The 15675-nt window shown below is 71.9% G+C and carries 16 protein-coding genes; 6 read left to right on the plus strand and 10 right to left on the minus strand.

The window, feature by feature from the left end; all coding sequences use genetic code 11:
- The first annotated feature begins 33 nt into the window (after positions 1–33).
- Positions 34–1245, plus strand: coding sequence for a CaiB/BaiF CoA transferase family protein (locus tag G9272_RS02540; RefSeq protein WP_171394976.1), 1212 nt, complete (start codon positions 34–36; stop codon positions 1243–1245).
- Positions 1246–1250: 5 nt separating this feature from the next.
- On the opposite strand, the gene G9272_RS02545 is transcribed toward G9272_RS02540, so the two are convergent.
- Genes G9272_RS02545 through G9272_RS02560 form a run of 4 tightly spaced genes read right to left on the minus strand, consistent with a single transcriptional unit; the run spans position 1251 to position 4844 of the window.
- Positions 1251–2015, minus strand: coding sequence for an SDR family NAD(P)-dependent oxidoreductase (locus tag G9272_RS02545; protein WP_171394977.1), 765 nt, complete (start codon positions 2013–2015; stop codon positions 1251–1253).
- Positions 2015–2527 carry a nuclear transport factor 2 family protein gene (locus G9272_RS02550; protein WP_171394978.1) on the minus strand — a complete coding sequence of 171 codons (513 nt, stop codon included), beginning with the start codon at positions 2525–2527 and terminating at the stop codon, positions 2015–2017. Before G9272_RS02550 ends, G9272_RS02545 begins: the two co-directional genes overlap by 1 nt.
- Positions 2524–3702 (minus strand): acyl-CoA dehydrogenase family protein, encoded by a 1179-nt coding sequence (locus G9272_RS02555; RefSeq protein ID WP_171394979.1) that lies wholly within the window; start codon positions 3700–3702, stop codon positions 2524–2526. Before G9272_RS02555 ends, G9272_RS02550 begins: the two co-directional genes overlap by 4 nt.
- Before the next feature lie 20 nt (positions 3703–3722).
- A complete protein-coding gene (locus G9272_RS02560; RefSeq protein WP_171394980.1) occupies positions 3723–4844 on the minus strand; it encodes an acyl-CoA dehydrogenase family protein in 1122 nt (373 codons plus the stop codon).
- Between the two features lie 109 nt (positions 4845–4953).
- Here G9272_RS02560 and G9272_RS02565 point away from each other — a divergent pair, with 109 nt between their 5' ends.
- Positions 4954–5775: an enoyl-CoA hydratase/isomerase family protein gene (locus tag G9272_RS02565; RefSeq protein ID WP_171394981.1), complete on the plus strand. Its 822-nt coding sequence runs from the start codon at positions 4954–4956 to the stop codon at positions 5773–5775.
- A 23-nt stretch (positions 5776–5798) separates the two neighbouring features.
- On the plus strand, positions 5799–6299 hold the full coding sequence (locus G9272_RS02570; RefSeq protein ID WP_171394982.1) for an FAS1-like dehydratase domain-containing protein: 501 nt from the start codon (positions 5799–5801) through the stop codon (positions 6297–6299).
- Here G9272_RS02570 and G9272_RS02575 read toward each other — a convergent pair.
- Complete coding sequence (locus G9272_RS02575) at positions 6278–7693, minus strand: glycoside hydrolase family 1 protein (RefSeq protein ID WP_171394983.1); 1416 nt, start codon at positions 7691–7693, stop codon at positions 6278–6280. The two genes, G9272_RS02570 and G9272_RS02575, sit on opposite strands and share 22 nt — an antisense overlap.
- 111 nt (positions 7694–7804) lie before the next feature.
- Positions 7805–8671, minus strand: coding sequence for a crotonase/enoyl-CoA hydratase family protein (locus G9272_RS02580; protein WP_171394984.1), 867 nt, complete (start codon positions 8669–8671; stop codon positions 7805–7807).
- A 96-nt stretch (positions 8672–8767) separates the two neighbouring features.
- Here G9272_RS02580 and G9272_RS02585 point away from each other — a divergent pair, with 96 nt between their 5' ends.
- Genes G9272_RS02585 through G9272_RS02595 form a run of 3 tightly spaced genes read left to right on the plus strand, consistent with a single transcriptional unit; the run spans position 8768 to position 11727 of the window.
- Positions 8768–9553 (plus strand): enoyl-CoA hydratase/isomerase family protein, encoded by a 786-nt coding sequence (locus tag G9272_RS02585; protein WP_253267683.1) that lies wholly within the window; start codon positions 8768–8770, stop codon positions 9551–9553.
- Between the two features lie 3 nt (positions 9554–9556).
- On the plus strand, positions 9557–10705 hold the full coding sequence (locus G9272_RS02590; protein WP_171394986.1) for an acyl-CoA dehydrogenase family protein: 1149 nt from the start codon (positions 9557–9559) through the stop codon (positions 10703–10705).
- Positions 10702–11727 (plus strand): TIGR03617 family F420-dependent LLM class oxidoreductase, encoded by a 1026-nt coding sequence (locus G9272_RS02595; RefSeq protein WP_171394987.1) that lies wholly within the window; start codon positions 10702–10704, stop codon positions 11725–11727. Before G9272_RS02590 ends, G9272_RS02595 begins: the two co-directional genes overlap by 4 nt.
- A 3-nt stretch (positions 11728–11730) precedes the next feature.
- On the opposite strand, the gene G9272_RS45870 is transcribed toward G9272_RS02595, so the two are convergent.
- The 4 genes from G9272_RS45870 to G9272_RS02615 are packed head-to-tail and all read right to left on the minus strand — an operon-like array spanning position 11731 to position 15656.
- Positions 11731–12480 carry a FadR/GntR family transcriptional regulator gene (locus G9272_RS45870; protein WP_301272114.1) on the minus strand — a complete coding sequence of 250 codons (750 nt, stop codon included), beginning with the start codon at positions 12478–12480 and terminating at the stop codon, positions 11731–11733.
- A gap of 17 nt (positions 12481–12497) precedes the next feature.
- Positions 12498–12929 carry a Zn-ribbon domain-containing OB-fold protein gene (locus G9272_RS02605; RefSeq protein ID WP_171394989.1) on the minus strand — a complete coding sequence of 144 codons (432 nt, stop codon included), beginning with the start codon at positions 12927–12929 and terminating at the stop codon, positions 12498–12500.
- A complete protein-coding gene (locus G9272_RS02610) occupies positions 12926–14110 on the minus strand; it encodes a thiolase family protein (RefSeq protein ID WP_253267684.1) in 1185 nt (394 codons plus the stop codon). The genes G9272_RS02605 and G9272_RS02610 overlap by 4 nt, the downstream gene beginning before the upstream one ends.
- The gene (locus tag G9272_RS02615) at positions 14082–15656 is read right to left on the minus strand and encodes an AMP-binding protein (RefSeq protein ID WP_171394990.1); all 1575 of its coding nucleotides are present in this window, start codon (positions 15654–15656) and stop codon (positions 14082–14084) included. The genes G9272_RS02610 and G9272_RS02615 overlap by 29 nt, the downstream gene beginning before the upstream one ends.
- Positions 15657–15675: the final 19 nt, after the last annotated feature.

Consider the following 15675-nt stretch of genomic DNA (forward strand, 5'->3'; position numbering starts at 1 on the left):
TGATTAGCTCGTCGAGACCAGAGGGAGAACCCGATGCCGTCAACTGCCCTGGCCGGGATCCGCGTCCTCGATCTGTCCCGCGTCCTCGCCGCGCCGCTGGCCACCCAGATGCTGGCCGACCTGGGCGCCGAAGTGATCAAGGTGGAGCGCCCCGGAACGGGCGACGACTCACGGACGTACGGCCCGCCCTTCGCGCACGGCCCCGGGGGCGAGCGGACCGACACCGCCGCCTTCTACCTCTCCTGCAACCGCAACAAGCGGTCGGTGACCGTCAACCACGCCACCGCCGAAGGACAGGAGCTGATCCGGGCTCTCGCCGCCCGGTCGGACGTACTGGTCGAGAACTTCCGGGCGGGGACGCTGGCGAAGTACGGGCTCGACCACGAGAGTCTGCGCGCGGTCGACCCGCGGCTGGTCTACCTGTCCGTGACCGGCTTCGGCCAGACCGGGCCGTACGCCTCGCGCCCCGGCTACGACGGCATCTTCCAGGCCATGTCCGGGATGATGAGCGCCTCCGGGCACCCTGAGGAACCGATGAAGGTCGGCGTCAGCATGGTCGACATCCTCACGGGGCTCTATGCCTCCACGGCCGTGCTGGCCGCCCTGCGGCACCGCGACGCCACCGGTGAGGGCCAGTTCATCGACCTGTCCCTGCTGGACTGCGGCCTGGCCTCGCTGTCGCACTTCGCGATGAACTACCTGGTCTCCGGCGATGTTCCGCGGCGGCGCGGAAACGGCGGCTACGGCGGGATCCCGTCGCAGGCGTTCCGCTGCAAGGACGAGCCGCTGTTCCTGGTCGCGGGCAACGACAAGCAGTTCGCCGGGTTCTGCGCGGCGGCCGACCGCACCGACCTCCTCCAGGACGCCCGGTTCGCCACGACCTCCGCCCGGATCGCCCACCGCGAGGAGATCCTGCCGGTGCTGGAGTCGATCCTGCGCACCCGGACCCGCGACGAGTGGCTTGCCGTACTCGACGAACACGGGGTCCCCGCAGGCCCGTTCAACGAGATGCCCGAGGTCTTCGCCGACCCGCAGATACGGCACCGGGGGATGCTGGTCGAGGTCGAGGACCCGGTGTCGGGGCGGTTGCCGCTGCTCGCCAATCCGATCCGGTTCACGGCGACGCCGGTCGAGGGCTACACGGCGCCGCCCGCCTTGGGTGAGCACACCGCCGAAGTGCTCGCCGACCTCGTGGGAGTGACGGATCATCATCTTGCCGGGCTGCGGGCCCGCGGGGTCGTGTGACGGCGTCAGCCGAGCAGGGTCCGGCCGCCCTCCAGCATGAGGGTCGCACCGGTCAGATAGGCCATGTCGTCGCTGACGAGGGCGGCCACCGCCCGGCCGATGTCCCCCTCCGGGTCCCCGAGGCGGCCCAACGGGATCTCCCTGGCGAGTTCCTCCGCCTTCTGCGGATGCGCGGCGAGATACTCCTGCGCCGCCGGGCTCAGCGCCGCCGGGCAGATGACGTTCACCCGGATCCCGTACGCACCCCACTCCCGCGCGGCCACCCGGGTCAGGCCGCGGATCGCCTCCTTGGCCATCGCGTACGCCGCGAAGGTCGCCTCGCCCTGCACCGCGGCCGAGGAACCGAGGTTCACTACGCTGCCGCGGCTCTCCTTGAGATGGGGCAGGGCCGCCTGCATCGCGTGGAAGGCTGCCAACGGGCCACTGCGGTAGGTGAGTTCGACATCGTCGTACGACGTCTTCTCCAGCCGCCGCTGCACCGAGGACTGGGCGTTGTTGACCAGCACGTCGAGTCCGCCGAACGTCCGTACCGTCTCGGCCACCATGCGGTCGACGTCGTCCCGCTCCCCCACGTCCCCGATCACGCTGTGCGCCCTGCCGCCCCGCCCACGGATCTCTCCCGCGGCGTCCCTCAGCTTGCCCTCGGTGCGGCCGGTGATCACCACCGCCGCCCCCTCGGCCGCCAGCGCGAGCGCGATACCGCGCCCCACCCCCTGCCCCCCGCCGGTGACCAGGGCCGTCTTCCCGGCCAGCCGTGTGCCTCGCTCCATCACGTCTCCTTCCAGAAGGCCGCCCAGGTGGGAAAGGCCGTGGGCAGCGCCGGCGTGCCGGCTCCCGCCCAGCCGGTGAAGTCCACCGCCTGGGGGCGCTCCGTCACGTCGGCCGCGTACCAGTGCCGCTCACGCCGCCGGGAGAAGTACCACTCCCCGTCCACGCGCGCGTAGTCGTCCCGGTAACAGATCGCCATCACGATCCAGCGGTCCCCCACCTCGTGCTCGGCCCGGCAGTAGACGGCACCGGTCGCGGTGTCGCGGCCGGTGAACTCGACGCGGTGGCCGCAGATCTGGTGGACGGACCGGCAGAAGCCGCGGAGCAGGGGCTCGATGTGCTGCCGCAGGACCTGCCGGCCACGGCCGTGGCGCCCCATGTCCACGTCCGGCCGGAAGCAGCCGGCCCAGGCGTCGAGGTCACGGCCGTCCACGGCCAGCGCGTAGCGGACGGGCAGTTGCTGGATGGCCAGCTGCGACTCGATGCGGTCGACGCGCTCCTCGATGGTGGTCACGGCCGTGGCTCCTTCGGAAGGCCGAGGATCTGCTCCCCGATGATGGTGCGCTGGATCTCGCTCGAACCGCCGTAGATCGTCTCCGCGAGCGAGAGCAGAAAGGAGCGCTGGCGGGTGTCCAGGCCGTAGTCCTCGCCGACGATCTGTCCGGCCGGGCCCGCCAGTTCCAGGGCCAGGTGCCCGAGTCGCTGGTGCCGCGTCGATGCGTACAGCTTCGCGGTCGTGGCCTGCGCGCCCGGGGTGCGGCCCGCGGTCAGTTCGCCGATGGTCCGCAGGTTGGTGGTACGCATGATGCGTACGGAGATCCAGGCGTCGACGATCCGGCGGCGCAGCATCGGATCGTCGAGCGCGCCCCTTTCGCGGGCCAGGCCGATCAGCGCCTCGGCCTCCCGCTCGAAGGTGAGCTGCTGGGGCAGGAGCGTGGTGCCGCGTTCGATGCCGAGCGTGGCCATCGCCGTGCGCCAGCCCTGGCCGACCTCGCCCACCACCATGTCCGCGCCGGTCCGCGCGTCGGACAGGAAGACCTCCGCGAACTCGTCCTGACCGGCCAGGTTGCGGATGGGGCGGATCTCCACACCCGGCTGGTCCGTGGGCAGGAGCAGCATGGTCAGGCCCTTGTGGCGCACGGATCGCGGGTCGGTGCGGGTGAGGACGTAGAGCCAGTCGGCGTGGACACCGAACGAGGTCCACACCTTCTGTCCGCTGACCACCCACTGCTCGCCGTCGCGCTCGGCCCGGGTGCGGACCGACGCCAGGTCGGAGCCGGCGCCGGGTTCGCTGAAGCCCTGGCCCCACAGCTCCTCGACGGCGAGGACCGGTGGCAGGAAGCGCTTCTTCTGTGCCTCGTCGCCCATCGCGAGGAGCATGGGTCCGAGCAGGTCGAGGGCGTTGACCGTGGCCCGGTAGGGGGCGTCGGCCCGGGCGTACTCGTACTCGAAGACGATCTCCTCCAGGAGCCCGAGCCCGCGGCCCCCGTACTGCCGCGGCCAGCCCACGCCCAGCCAGTTCCCGGCGGACAGCTCGCGGTCCCAGGCGAGGCGGACCTCCCAGGCCGCGCCGTCCGTCGGGCCGCCCACGCCCCGGTGCTCGGCGAACTCCCCCACGAGGTGGTCCGCGAGCCAGTCCCGCAGTTCGTCGCGGAATTCGCGTACCGCGGGGCCGAAGTCCAGCTCCATGTCTGCTTCTCCCTGGGGTCTCAGATGCCGAGCCGGGTGGCGAGCAGTTCCCGGTGGTACGACGGTGTGCCGAGCAGCGTCTCCGAGCTCTTGGCCCGCTTGAAGTACAGATGCGCGGGGTGCTCCCAGGTGAAGCCGATCCCGCCGTGCACCTGGATGTTGTCGCCGGCGGCCTTGACGAAGGCCTCCGAGCAGAAGGTCCCGGCAAGGGCCGCCGCGATCGCGATCTCCTTCTCGTCGCCCGCGTCCAGGGCCCACAGTCCGCCGTACGCCGCGGAACGGGCGGACTCGATCTCCACGAGCAGGTCGGCGCACTTGTGCTTGACCGCCTGGAACGAGCCGATGGGCCGGCCGTACTGCTCGCGGATCTTCGCGTACGCCACGGCGGCGTCCAGGGCGGCGGCCGCTCCCCCGACCTGTTCGGCGGCCAGGAGGACGGCGGCGGTGGCGAGGGTGCGTTCCAGCGCCGGCCAGGCCCCGCCCTCGGTGCCCAGCAGGCGGGCCGGAGTGTCCGTGAACTCCACCCTGGCCTGCTTGCGGGTCTGGTCGAGGGTGGGGAGAGGGGTACGGGCGAGGCCCGGCGCGTCCTCGGTGTCGACCGCGAAGAGGCTGATGCCGGTGGGGGTGCGGGCCGCGACCAGGAGCAGGTCGGCGAGGTGCCCGTCGGGGACGTACGTCTTCGCGCCGGTCAACCGCCATCCGGCCGCGGTGTCGCGTGCGGTGAGGCGGATGCCGGGCTCGTCCCAGCGGCCGCTGTCCTCGGTGAGCGCCAGCGTGGCCACCGTCTCGCCGGACGAGATGCCCGGCAGCAGGTCGTGTCGTGCCTGCTCGTCGGCACAGCGCAGCAGCGCCTCGGCGGCCAGGGCGACGGTGGCGAAGTACGGGCCGCACAGCAGCGCGCGGCCCGCCTCCTCGAAGACGATGCCGAGGTCGACGTAACCGAAGCCCGAACCGCCGTACTCCTCCGGCACGGCGAGCCCCTGGAGGCCGAGTTCGCCTGCCATCCGCCGCCAGACGACGGAGTCGTGACCCCGCGGGTCGGCGGCCAGGCGGCGCACCTGCGCCTCGTCGGAGTGCTTGGCGAGGAACGACCGTACGACCTTGCGCAGTTCGTCCTGTTCCTCGCTGAACGTGAGATCCATGCCGGGCATCCCGTCCTCGGTGCGGGCGGGCCTGCCACCCGCTTGCCGCCCACCGCTCGATACAGTTAGATAATTATAGTATCCGCACTGAATACACCAGGAGCGCGACGTGACCGATCTCTACGCCCCGTTCACGAGCCTGACCTTCGAGCGGCCCGCGCCCGGCGTGCTCCGTATCGTGCTCGACGCCCCGAACCTCAACGCCGTGGATCCGCGGATGCACGGTGAGCTCGCCGACATCTGGCCCGTCGTGGACCGGGACGAACGGACCCGCGCGGTCCTGGTCCAGGGGGCGGGCAGGGCGTTCTCGGCGGGCGGGACCTTCGATTCCATCGAGGCCATGACCGGGGACTACGCGGTGCGGGCCCGGGTGATGCGCGAGGCACGGGACATGGTCTACGGAGTGATCAACTGCTCCAAGCCCGTGGTCTCCGCGATCCACGGCCCGGCGGTCGGCGCGGGGCTGGTCATCGGCATGCTGGCGGACATCTCCGTCGCCGCCCGCAGCGCGAAGATCGTCGACGGGCACACCCGACTCGGGGTCGCGGCCGGTGACCACGCGGCCATCTGCTGGCCGCTGCTGTGCGGCATGGCGAAGGCCAAGTACTACCTGCTGACCTGCGAGACGCTCACCGGCGAAGAGGCCGAGCGGATCGGACTGGTGTCGAAGTGCGTGGACGACGCGGACGTGCACGCCGAGGCCCTGCGGGTGGCGACCGCGCTGGCCGCCGGGCCGGCCAGCGCCATCAGCTGGACCAAGCGCTCCCTCAACCACTGGTACCGCACCGCTCAGCCGCTCTTCGAGGCCTCGCTGGGGCTGGAGTTCTTCGGGTTCGCGGGACACGAGGTCGTCGAGGGACTCGCCGCCCACCGCGACAAGCGCACCCCGGACTTCGAGGGCGTGAGCGGCAGACACCCGCTCGACCTGTGACCACCGTACGAGAGGAACCGATCATGGCGCCGGAACAGCTCAGCACCGAAGTCGCCCCGCTGGTGAGGGGCCTGACCTACGAGGAGATGCCGGTCGGGCAGGTCTTCCGGACCGCCCGCCGCACCGTCACGGAGACCGACCTCGTCAACTTCGTCACCTGGGGCGGCTTCACCGAGCCGCTCTTCTGGGACGCCTCGCACGCCGCGGACGGCGGCTACACGGGCCGGCTGGTCCCCGGAGCGCTGACGTACTGCCTCGCCGAGGGACTCGTCCTCCAGACGAACGTGCTGCACGGCACGGGTCTCGCCTTCCTGCACATGGAACTCACCGTGCGGCGGCCGGTGTACGTCGGGGACACCCTGTACGCCGTCGTGGAGACCATCGGCTCCCGCCCCTCCGGGAAGCCCGGCCGGGGCGTGGTGACCAGCCGTGTCACCGTACGCAACCAGCGGGACGAGGACGTCCTCGTCTACACCCCGGTGCGGCTGATCCGCGGCAGGGACTACGAGGCTCCGGCGCCCTGAGCCGGGGGCGCGGCCGGTACCAGGCGCAGACCGGCCGCGCGGCCCGCCTCGGGTACGGCGGCGCCGGCGAACGTGCCACGGCTCAGCCAGTCGGAAGGGATCGGCGGGCGCGGCGGGGGCTCGTGGTCCGGGACCGCCATCGCGTACAGGCGGGTGTAGCGGAACTTGGCCTCCAGATTGTCGAGGACCGACCAGTACTCGTATCCGCGCACGTCCACGCCGGCCGCCACGAGTCCTGCCAGCCAGGAGAGCCGGGCGCGCAGCAGGGCCCGGCGCCGGGCGTCGTCGCTGTGCCCCGTGTCGTCGACCAGGTCCAGGTCGCCCATGCCGTTGTCGATGACGGACAGCGGCGGCAGCAGTTCCCCGTACAGATCGTGCAGGCCGGCGATGGCGTCGGCAAGTCCTTCGGGGATGATGGGCCAGCCGTAGGCGGTCGTCTCCACGTCCTCGAACGGGACGATCGCGAAGCCGAGGCCCACGAGCAGGCGGTTCACCTCGTTGAGGGCGCTCTGGCAGTTCACGGTGGGCAGCACGCGCGGCAGGTTCTCCGGCGCGGTGACCCGGAACGGGGTGTGCCAGGACAGGCCCAGCAGGTCCTGTCCGGTGGCGATCGTCGCCAGGTCGCCGGGGCGTACGCAGCCGGTGGCCCCGACCGGTGAGACGTCGTCCTCGGTCACCATGTGCTCGCCGAGCAGCAGGGGGTCGAGGAAGAGGCGGTTGGTCCAGCTCTCCAGGCGCTCCAGGGCGAGGCGGTCGTAGGGATCCTCGGTGGCGGTATAGCCGCCGACGAGGGTGACCGTGGTGCCGATCCGGCCCTTCGCGCCGACCGCCCTGAGGGCCTGGGCGGCGAGCCCGTTGGCGAGCAGGATGTGGTGGACGGCGGGCAGCCCCGCCAGGCCGATGCCCCGGCCCGGTGGATACATTCCGGCCACGTGGTCCGCGAGCGTCGGCCCGGCCAGGTCGGACGAGGTGATCCAGCGTTCCACCCGGTCACCGAAGCGGCGGCCCAGTTCGGCGGCGTACCCGGCGAAGTGCTCGGCGGTGTCGCGGGCGAGCCAGCCACCCCGGTCGTCCAGCCACGGCGGCAGGGTGCGGTGGAGCAGCGTCAGGCCGGGCCGCAGACCCTGCGCGAGCAGGGAGTCGAGGGCCCGGTCGCAGCGGTCCAGGGCGTCCGGGTCCCAGCTGCCGGGGCCGTCGGGCTGAAGCCGCGGCCATCCGGCGACCATGCGGTGCGTGTCCGCGGTGGCGCCGGTCACGTGCCGGAGGTCGTCGGTCCACTGCCGGAAGTGGCCGCCGCGCTCGGCGGCGGGCGGCGGTGGGGCCGCGATCATGTCCGCGGTGGCGACCCCCCAGTCGACACCGCGAAGGGATGCGTGCGGGAAACCATCGTTCATGGTTACCGTCCAGGCGGGGGTGAATGGTTCAGCGCATTCAACTGAATGACCGCCGACCGGACGCTAACACTCCGAGCAAACTACGACAATGTTTCGGCCAGATCTCGCCACCTACGTCCCGAGGGGCCGGAACTCCTCCTCGTCCCACCAGGGGTATACGGGCGGCAGGTCCGTGCTGACCCGGCCCGGGAACGCGGGCGGTCGCTTGGCGAGGAACGACTCGACACCCTCCCTGGGGTCCGGGCCGCCGCCGATCTGGCTCATGATCCGCGAGTCGAGCCGGTGCGCGGCCATCGGATGGGGCTCGCCGAGCATGCGCCACATCATCTGGCGCGCGAGGGCGACCGAGATAGCGGAGGTGTTCTCGGCGATCTCCCGGGCGAGCCCGTACGCCGCCGGCAACAGCTCCTCCGGAGGGTGGACGGAACGGACCAGACCGGCCGCCAGCGCCTCCTCGGGCCCGAAGACGCGGCCGCTCGCCACCCATTCCATGGCCCGCTGGATGCCGACGGCCCGCGGCAGGAACCAGCTCGCCGCGGACTCCGGCACGATGCCGCGCCGCGCGAAGACGAAGCCGAACTTCGCCGAGGTCGAGGCCAGCCTGATGTCCATGGGCAGGGTCATGCTGGCCCCGACGCCCGCCGCGGGGCCGTTGACCGCCGCGATCACCGGCTTGGTGCTGGAGAAGATCCGCAGCGCCACCCGTCCGCCGGTGTCCCGGTGCCACGCACCCGCCTCGCGGTGATCGAAGGACGAGCCTGCGGAGCTGATGTCCGCACCGGCGCAGAAGCCGCGGCCGGCGCCGGTCACCACGATCACCCGCACCTCGTCGTCGGCGTCCGCCGCGTCGAGGACGTCGAGCAGGTCGGCCATCATCCGGGGGTTGAAGGCGTTGAGCCTCTCGGGCCGGTCGAGCGTGACGGTGAGGATCCGGTCCGCCACCTCGGCTCGCACGGTCTCGTACTCCTGCTGCGGCATACGCGTCCTCCGTCACTCCGCCGAGCCGTTTCCAGAAAGCTTAATTAGTTATAGCATTCAACTCTACTAACTCGTTGATGACTGATGGCGGTGAAGATGACGGACCTCTTGGTGACGGCCGTCGGGCCGGTCCGGCTGATCGAGCTGAACCGGCCGGACCAGCTCAACTCGATGAGCGAAGAACTGCACTCCGCCCTCGCCTCGGTCTGGGACACGGTCGCCGGGGATCCGGAGGCACGGGTGGTCGTGCTCACCGGACGCGGCCGGGCGTTCAGCGCCGGCGGCGACTTCGGCATCATGACCCGGGTCCAGCGCGACCGCGCCTTCCGGGAGCGGAACGTCGACGAGGCCCGGCGGATCATCACCGGCATGCTCCACTGCCCGCTGCCGGTGATCGCCGCGGTCAACGGCCCCGCCGTGGGCCTCGGATGCAGCCTCGCCCTGCTCAGCGACCTCGTGCTGATCGCCGACGACGCGCACCTGGCCGACCCGCACGTCCAGGTCGGGCTCGTCGCCGGCGACGGCGGAGCGCTGATCCTGCCTTTGCTGGTGGGGCCGGCCCGCGCGAAGGAACTGCTGTTCCTCGGCGACCGGGTGAGCGCCGACGAGGCGGTCCGGCTGGGAATCGCCAATCGTGCCGTACCGAAGGACAAGCTCCTGGACGAGGCCATGGACCTGGCCGGGCGGCTGGCCGCACTGCCCGCGCAGGCGTTGCGCGAGACCAAGCGGGCGGTGAACCTGCATCTGGAACACGCGCTCGCGACCGTGCTGGAGACCGCCCTGCTGGCCGAGCGGGACAGCATGCACTCACCGGACCACATCGCCGCCGTCGAGAAGATCATCGCGTCCCGCGGTCGTCGCCGAGCCCACGCGGAGGGCTGACCGATGGACTTCGCGTTCAGCGACGAGCAGGAGGAACTGGGGCGCACGGTCAGGGCGTTCCTGGCGCACACCTCACCCGAGACCGAGGTCCGGCGCCTGATGGAGACCCCGGAAGGATTCGACCGGGCGCTGTGGCGCCGGATGGGATCGGAGCTCGGCCTCCAGGGACTGGCCGTCCCCGAGGAGTACGGCGGTGCCGGATACGGGCCGGTCGAAGTGGGCGTGGTCATGGAGGAGATGGGCCGTGCCATGGTGTGCGCGCCGTTCCTGTCCTCGGCCGTGCTCGCGACGACCACGCTGCTGCGCTGCGCCGACGAGGGCGCCCGCAAGCACCTGCTGCCGGGCCTGGCCTCCGGTGAACTCGTCGGGACACTGGCCCTGACCGAGGACTCCGCGCGTTGGGACACGGCGGGCGTCCGGCTCACGGCCCGTGAGAGCGGCGGGAGTTGGCTGCTCTCCGGGCACAAGACGTTCGTCCTCGACGGCGCGGCCGCCGACGTCGTCCTCACCGTCGCCCGCACCGGCGACGGCATCGGTGTCTTCCGGGTGGCGGGTGACGCGGTCGGCCTGACCCGTACGCCCCTGCCCACGATGGATCCGACCCGCCGGCAGGCACGCCTCGACTATCACGACGTACCGGCGACCCGGCTGCGGACGCACGGAAACGGCTGGGACCTGGTGGCGGAGGTACTCGACCGGGCCGCGGTGGCACTGGCCGCCGAGCAGGTCGGCCTGGCCTCCCGCGCGCTCGACATGGCGGTCGGGTACGCCAAGGTGCGGCACCAGTTCGGGCGGCCCATCGGCTCGTTCCAGGCGGTCAAGCACCTCCTGGCCGATGTCCTGCTGGAGGTGGAGTCGGCGCGCGCCGCGGCCCATTACGCGCTGCTCGCCGCCGAGAGCGGGGACCCGGAGCTGCCCGCCGTGGCGAGCCTGGCCAAGGCGTTCTGCTCCGAGGCCGGTCTCCGGGCGACGGAGGCGAACATCCAGGTGCACGGTGGCATCGGCTTCACCTGGGAGCACCCGGCCCACCTCTTCCTGAAGCGGGCCAAGACCTCACAGCTGCTGTTCGGCGACCCGGCGTACCACCGGGAACTGCTCGCACGGCGCATCGGGATGGACACAGGCACCGGCACGTGCGAAGGAGCGGCATGAAGGTCGACGGCAAGCTCAGTGTGTGGCGCACCGCGGAGGTCGTGGCGGAGGCCCGGCACCACGAGAAGGCCGGCTACGACGGCCTGTGGGCGTCGGAGTCCAAGCACGATCCCTTCCTGCCGCTCGTGCTGGCGGCCGAGCACACCGAACGGCTGGAGGTCGGCACGGCCATCGCGGTGGCCTTCGCCCGCTCCCCCATGCAGCTCGCGTACACCGCGCACGACCTCCAGACCTACGCCGGCGGGCGGTTCTCGCTCGGCCTCGGCAGCCAGATCAAACCGCACATCGAGCGGCGCTTCGACATGCCGTGGAGTCGGCCCGCGGCCCGGATGCGGGAGTACGTGAGCGCGCTGCGCGCCATCTGGGCCGCCTGGAACGAGGGCGAGCGGCTCGACTTCCGCGGTGACTTCTACACGCACACCCTGATGTCGCCCTTCTTCTCTCCCCCGCCCGCTCCCGGCGGCGCGCCCAGGGTGTTCGTGGCCGCGGTCGGCGAGGCGATGACCCGGGTCGCGGGCGAGGTCGCCGACGGGCTCCTCGCGCACGGCTTCACCACCGAGCGGTATCTGCGGGAGGTGACCCTGCCGACCGTGCAGGCGGGACTGGCCACGTCCGGCCGGACCCGGGACGACTTCTCCGTCTCCCACCTGCTGCTGACCGCGACCGGCCGGACGGAGGAGGAGATGGCCCGCGCGATCGAGGGCACCCGAGCTCAGATCGCCTTCTACGGCAGCACCCCCGCCTACCGCGGGGTGCTGGAGCTGCACGGGTGGGGTGACCTCGGCGACGAACTGCACGCGTTGTCGACGTCCCGGCGCGAGGACAAGTGGCAGGCGATGAGCGGGCTCGTGGACGAGGAGGTGCTGCGCACCTTCGCGGTCGTGGCGGAACCGGAGCGGGTCGCGGGCGAGATCCGGCGCCGGTACGGGGCACTGGTCGACCGGGTGTCCTTCTACACCGCGTACGAGAGCGACGCCGAGGTGTGGGAGCCGATCGTCCACGAGCTGCGCGAGGCCGCCTGACGGTCAGCCGAGCAGGTCCAGGACCGTCGTCATGGACCTGCTCCGCAACAGGTAGTCCTCGGCCTCCTGGAGGTGGAGGCGCCACAGTTCCTCGGCCGCCTCGGCCCGGCGCGCGGCCACCAGCTCGACCAGCGCGCCGTGCGCGCGGAAGCCCCGGCGGTTGGCCCGGACGTTCTCGGGGCTGCCGGCGTCGAGGTCGACATGGGACCAATTCGCCTGGTCGATGATGTGCCGGACCATGCCGTTGAGGACGCTCAGCGTCTCGTTGCCCGCCAGCTCGACGACCAGGGCGTGGAACTCCATGTGGGCGCGGATGAATGCCGACGGGTCGTCCATGAGCCGTTCGGCCTCGGCGACGGCCGCGCGCAGCCGCGCCAGGTCCTCGTCCGTGCGGCGCCCGGCCAGCAGACCGGCACACGGAGCCTCGATGACCGTGCGGGCGTCGTAGACGTCCTTGAGCGTGGTGCCCCGGTATTCGAGGACCACCCCGGCGTAGCGGGCCGCGACCGTGCCTTCCGGGGTCTGCACCCGGGCCCCGCCCCGGGCGCCCCTGCGCACGCTGATCAGGGACTCCGACTCCAGTACCCGGAACGCCTCGCGCAGCGTCGGCCGCGAGACGGCGAACTCCGCCATCAGCGCCGTCTCGGCCGGCAGCGCCTCCCCCTCCGCCAGCTCCCCGCGCACGATCTTGCGGCGCAGCTGTGCCGCCACCAGCTCGGCCATCTTGGGGACCCGTACCGGCGTGTTCGCCACCGCGCCCACCTCCGCCCTCATTCGGTTGCCGCTCGCTCGTGTGTCGTGTCCGGTACGAAGTACGGAAGCGTGATCTCGTCCGTGAAGTGCCGGAAGGCCACGCGAACCCGCATGCCGATGGCGACGTCGTCCGGATCGCCGGCGTCGACGTGGGAGAGCAGGGCGGCGCCGTCGTCGAGGTCGATCACGGCGAGCGCGAAGGGTGTGTCGAACCCCGGGCCGGGAGCGCGGTGGACGACGGTCACCGAGTAGACCGCCCCGCGTCCCGCGCTCGGCACGTACCGCCAGTCCCGCGCCATGCACCCGGGGCAGGCCGGCTCGGGGACGAAGAAGCGCAGTCCGCAGGTCGGGCAGTGCGGGACGACGAGGTCGCCGCGCCGGGCCGCGTCCCAGAAGGGCCGGGAAAGCTCCGTGGGGACGGGGACGGGCCGGTCGCCGAGGGAGCTCATCGCATCCTCCCGAGCACGCTCATCTCGTAGTGCTGCGCCCCGGAGCCGGCGTTGCCGACGACCGCCAGCTCCGCGCCCTCCACCTGGTGCACGGCGGTCCCCCTCAACTGCCTTACGGCCTCGACGACTTTGAGCGTCATCTGCTGCGTGCCGTTCCACGCGTACGACAGACAGCCACCGTCGGGATTGACGGGATGCCTGCCCTTCACGGCGATGGCACCGCCGGCCGCCAGTGGTCCGCCCTCGCCCTCCCCGCACAGGCCGAGGATCTCCAACTGCCGGATGATCTCGAAGGAGTTGGGGTCGTAGAGGGAGAAGACGTCCACGTCGTGGGGGCTGACGCCGGCCATCGCGTAGGCGCGGCCGGCGGCCTCCCGGCCGAGCTGACCGACCTCCCGGTACAGCGCCGGGTTGGCGTACGCGGCCTGGTGGTACTCCATTCCGCCGCCGAGGACGGCCACGGGAGGGTGCGGGAGGTCCCGGGCCCGTTCGGCCGTGGTCACCACGAGGGCCGCGCCGCCCTCGCCGACGATGCAGCAGTCCAGCAGGTGGAACGGTGTGGCCACCAGCCGGGAAGCGAGCACGTCGTCGGCGGTGTACGGGCCGCGGCCGTACATCATCGCCTCGGGGTTGGTGGTGCCGTTGTTGCGGATCGTGGCGGCGACCTCCGCGAGCTGGCGGGAGGTCGTCCCGTACTCGTGCATGTGCCGGGCCGCCACGAGGGCGAACTGGGGAACCACATAGCTGCCCCACACATCGGCGAACTCCAGTGGCACCCCGGCCCCGACGGGTCCCGCCCCGCGTGAGACCAGCTTGCAGCCGCCGACCACGACGGTGTCCGCGAACCCGGCACGGACCGCTGCCGCCGCCTTCAGCAGACCCCGCGAGCCCGCGTTGTCGAGCATCGAGTCGCTGGTCCAGCGCAGACCCCGGCCGAGCAGACGGGCCCAGGAGCTGCCCTCGCCGGGCACGCCGCCCGGGCCGGGCCAGTCGACCTGGGCCCCGTCGACGTCCGCGCGGGTGAGTCCGGCGTCCTCGATCGCGCCGCGCACCGCCTCGAGGGCGAGGTCCATGGCGGAGCGGTCGGGGAGCCTCAGCGCCTGTTCGGTGGCGTGGACGCCCACGATGACGGGACGGCGGCCGGTCATGCGCTCACCGCCCCGCGCCGAGCGTTTCGCCACCGGGATATCCGCCGCCGCCGAAGCGGTCGTCGAGCGCCTCGTAGTCCTTGGCGAAGTCCTTGGTGCGGGGCAGCGCCTCGACGAACTCCACCGTCTTCGGCTTCTTGTACGAGGCGATCCGCTCCCGGCAGTGCCCGATGAGGTCCGCCGCGGTGACCCCGTCGGCGTCCGGGTGGAGCACCACGACCGCCTTGACGTCCTGGGCCCAGCGCTCGTTGGGCACACCGATCACGGCGGCTTCCTTGACCGCCGGATGCGCTTCGATGCAGTTCTCGACCTCGGCCGGGAAGATGTTCTCGGCGGCCGACTTGAGCATGCGGGTGGTGGTCCCGAGGAAGCTGATCGTGCCGTCGGGCTCGCGCCGGCCGAGGTCGGTGGTGTGCCACCAGCCGAAGCGGAAGCGTTCCTCGTTGAGCTCGGGCCGGTTCCAGTAGCCGAGATGCACGAGATCACCGCGGACGCAGATCTCACCGGCCTCGCCGGCCGCGCACTCCTTGCCGGCGCCGTCCAGGACGCGTACGGCGGCGAAGGGGCCCGGCCGTCCCGCGTTGCCGGCGCCCTGGCCACCGTAGGCGCCGGTCACGGCGAAGCCGGTGACCTCGGTCTGCCCGTAGCCGCGTCCCTCGCCGCCGCCGTTGCGGGTGAACCGGCTGCTGTCGGTGGGCACGGTGCCCTGCCACAGGGGTGCGGCGACGCTGGCCCGCAGATGGGAGAGGTCGTGGCCGGCCTCGCGGTTCAGCGCGACGAGCCGCGCGATGGTCGGGGGCATCAGATACGCGTGGGTGCACCGCTCCGCCGCCAGCAGGGGGAGCAGTTCCTCGGCGACGACCCGGCGGGCGATCACGTTCTTGCCGCCGTGGACGAAGGCGGGGACGCCCCAGAACTGGTAGTTGCCGATGTGGAACATCGGTCCGGCGCCGAGGAAGGCGGTCTCCGTGCCGATGTCCCCCATCCAGGCGGCGCCGGCGCCCATCGCGAGCAGGTTGCGGTGCGAGAGCATCGAGCCGGACTGGCGTCCGGTGATCGCCGCGGTGTAGATGACCAGGAGCGCGGAGTCCGGGTCAACGTCGACAGCGGGGTCCTCGGGCGAACCGGCGGCCAGGAAGGACTCGTAGCCGTCCGGGCCGTCGGTGTCGTGGCGGAGCCACAACGCCCGGTGGTCGTCGCCCAGTTCGGCGCGTGCCTTGCCGACCGTGTCGCCGATCTCCTCGTCCTGCCAGACGACGACCGCGGGGTCGAAGTCCTGGACCGCGAAGACCATTTCCGGAGCGGCCCACCGCCAGTAGCCGGGACAGACCATGGCGCCGATCTTCGCGGCGGCGCCGAGCAGCTCCCAGATGCGGAAGGAGTTCTGGCCGAGCCACAGGATCCGGTCGCCGGGGCCGACACCCCGAGCCACGAGGGCGTTGGCCAGCCGGTCGGTGCGCTCGTCCAGCTGTGGCCAGGTCAGCCGGACCTCGCCGTCGACGACGGCCACGTTGTCGGGGAAGGACCTTCGGTGCTCACGGATGATGTCGCCGAACGTCAGGCGGCGGGCGGGATGCATGCTCTTTGCTCCAAAAGGG

Origin of the sequence: Streptomyces asoensis (assembly GCF_013085465.1) — a bacterium.
Classification (GTDB): Bacteria; Actinomycetota; Actinomycetes; order Streptomycetales; family Streptomycetaceae; genus Streptomyces; species Streptomyces cacaoi_A.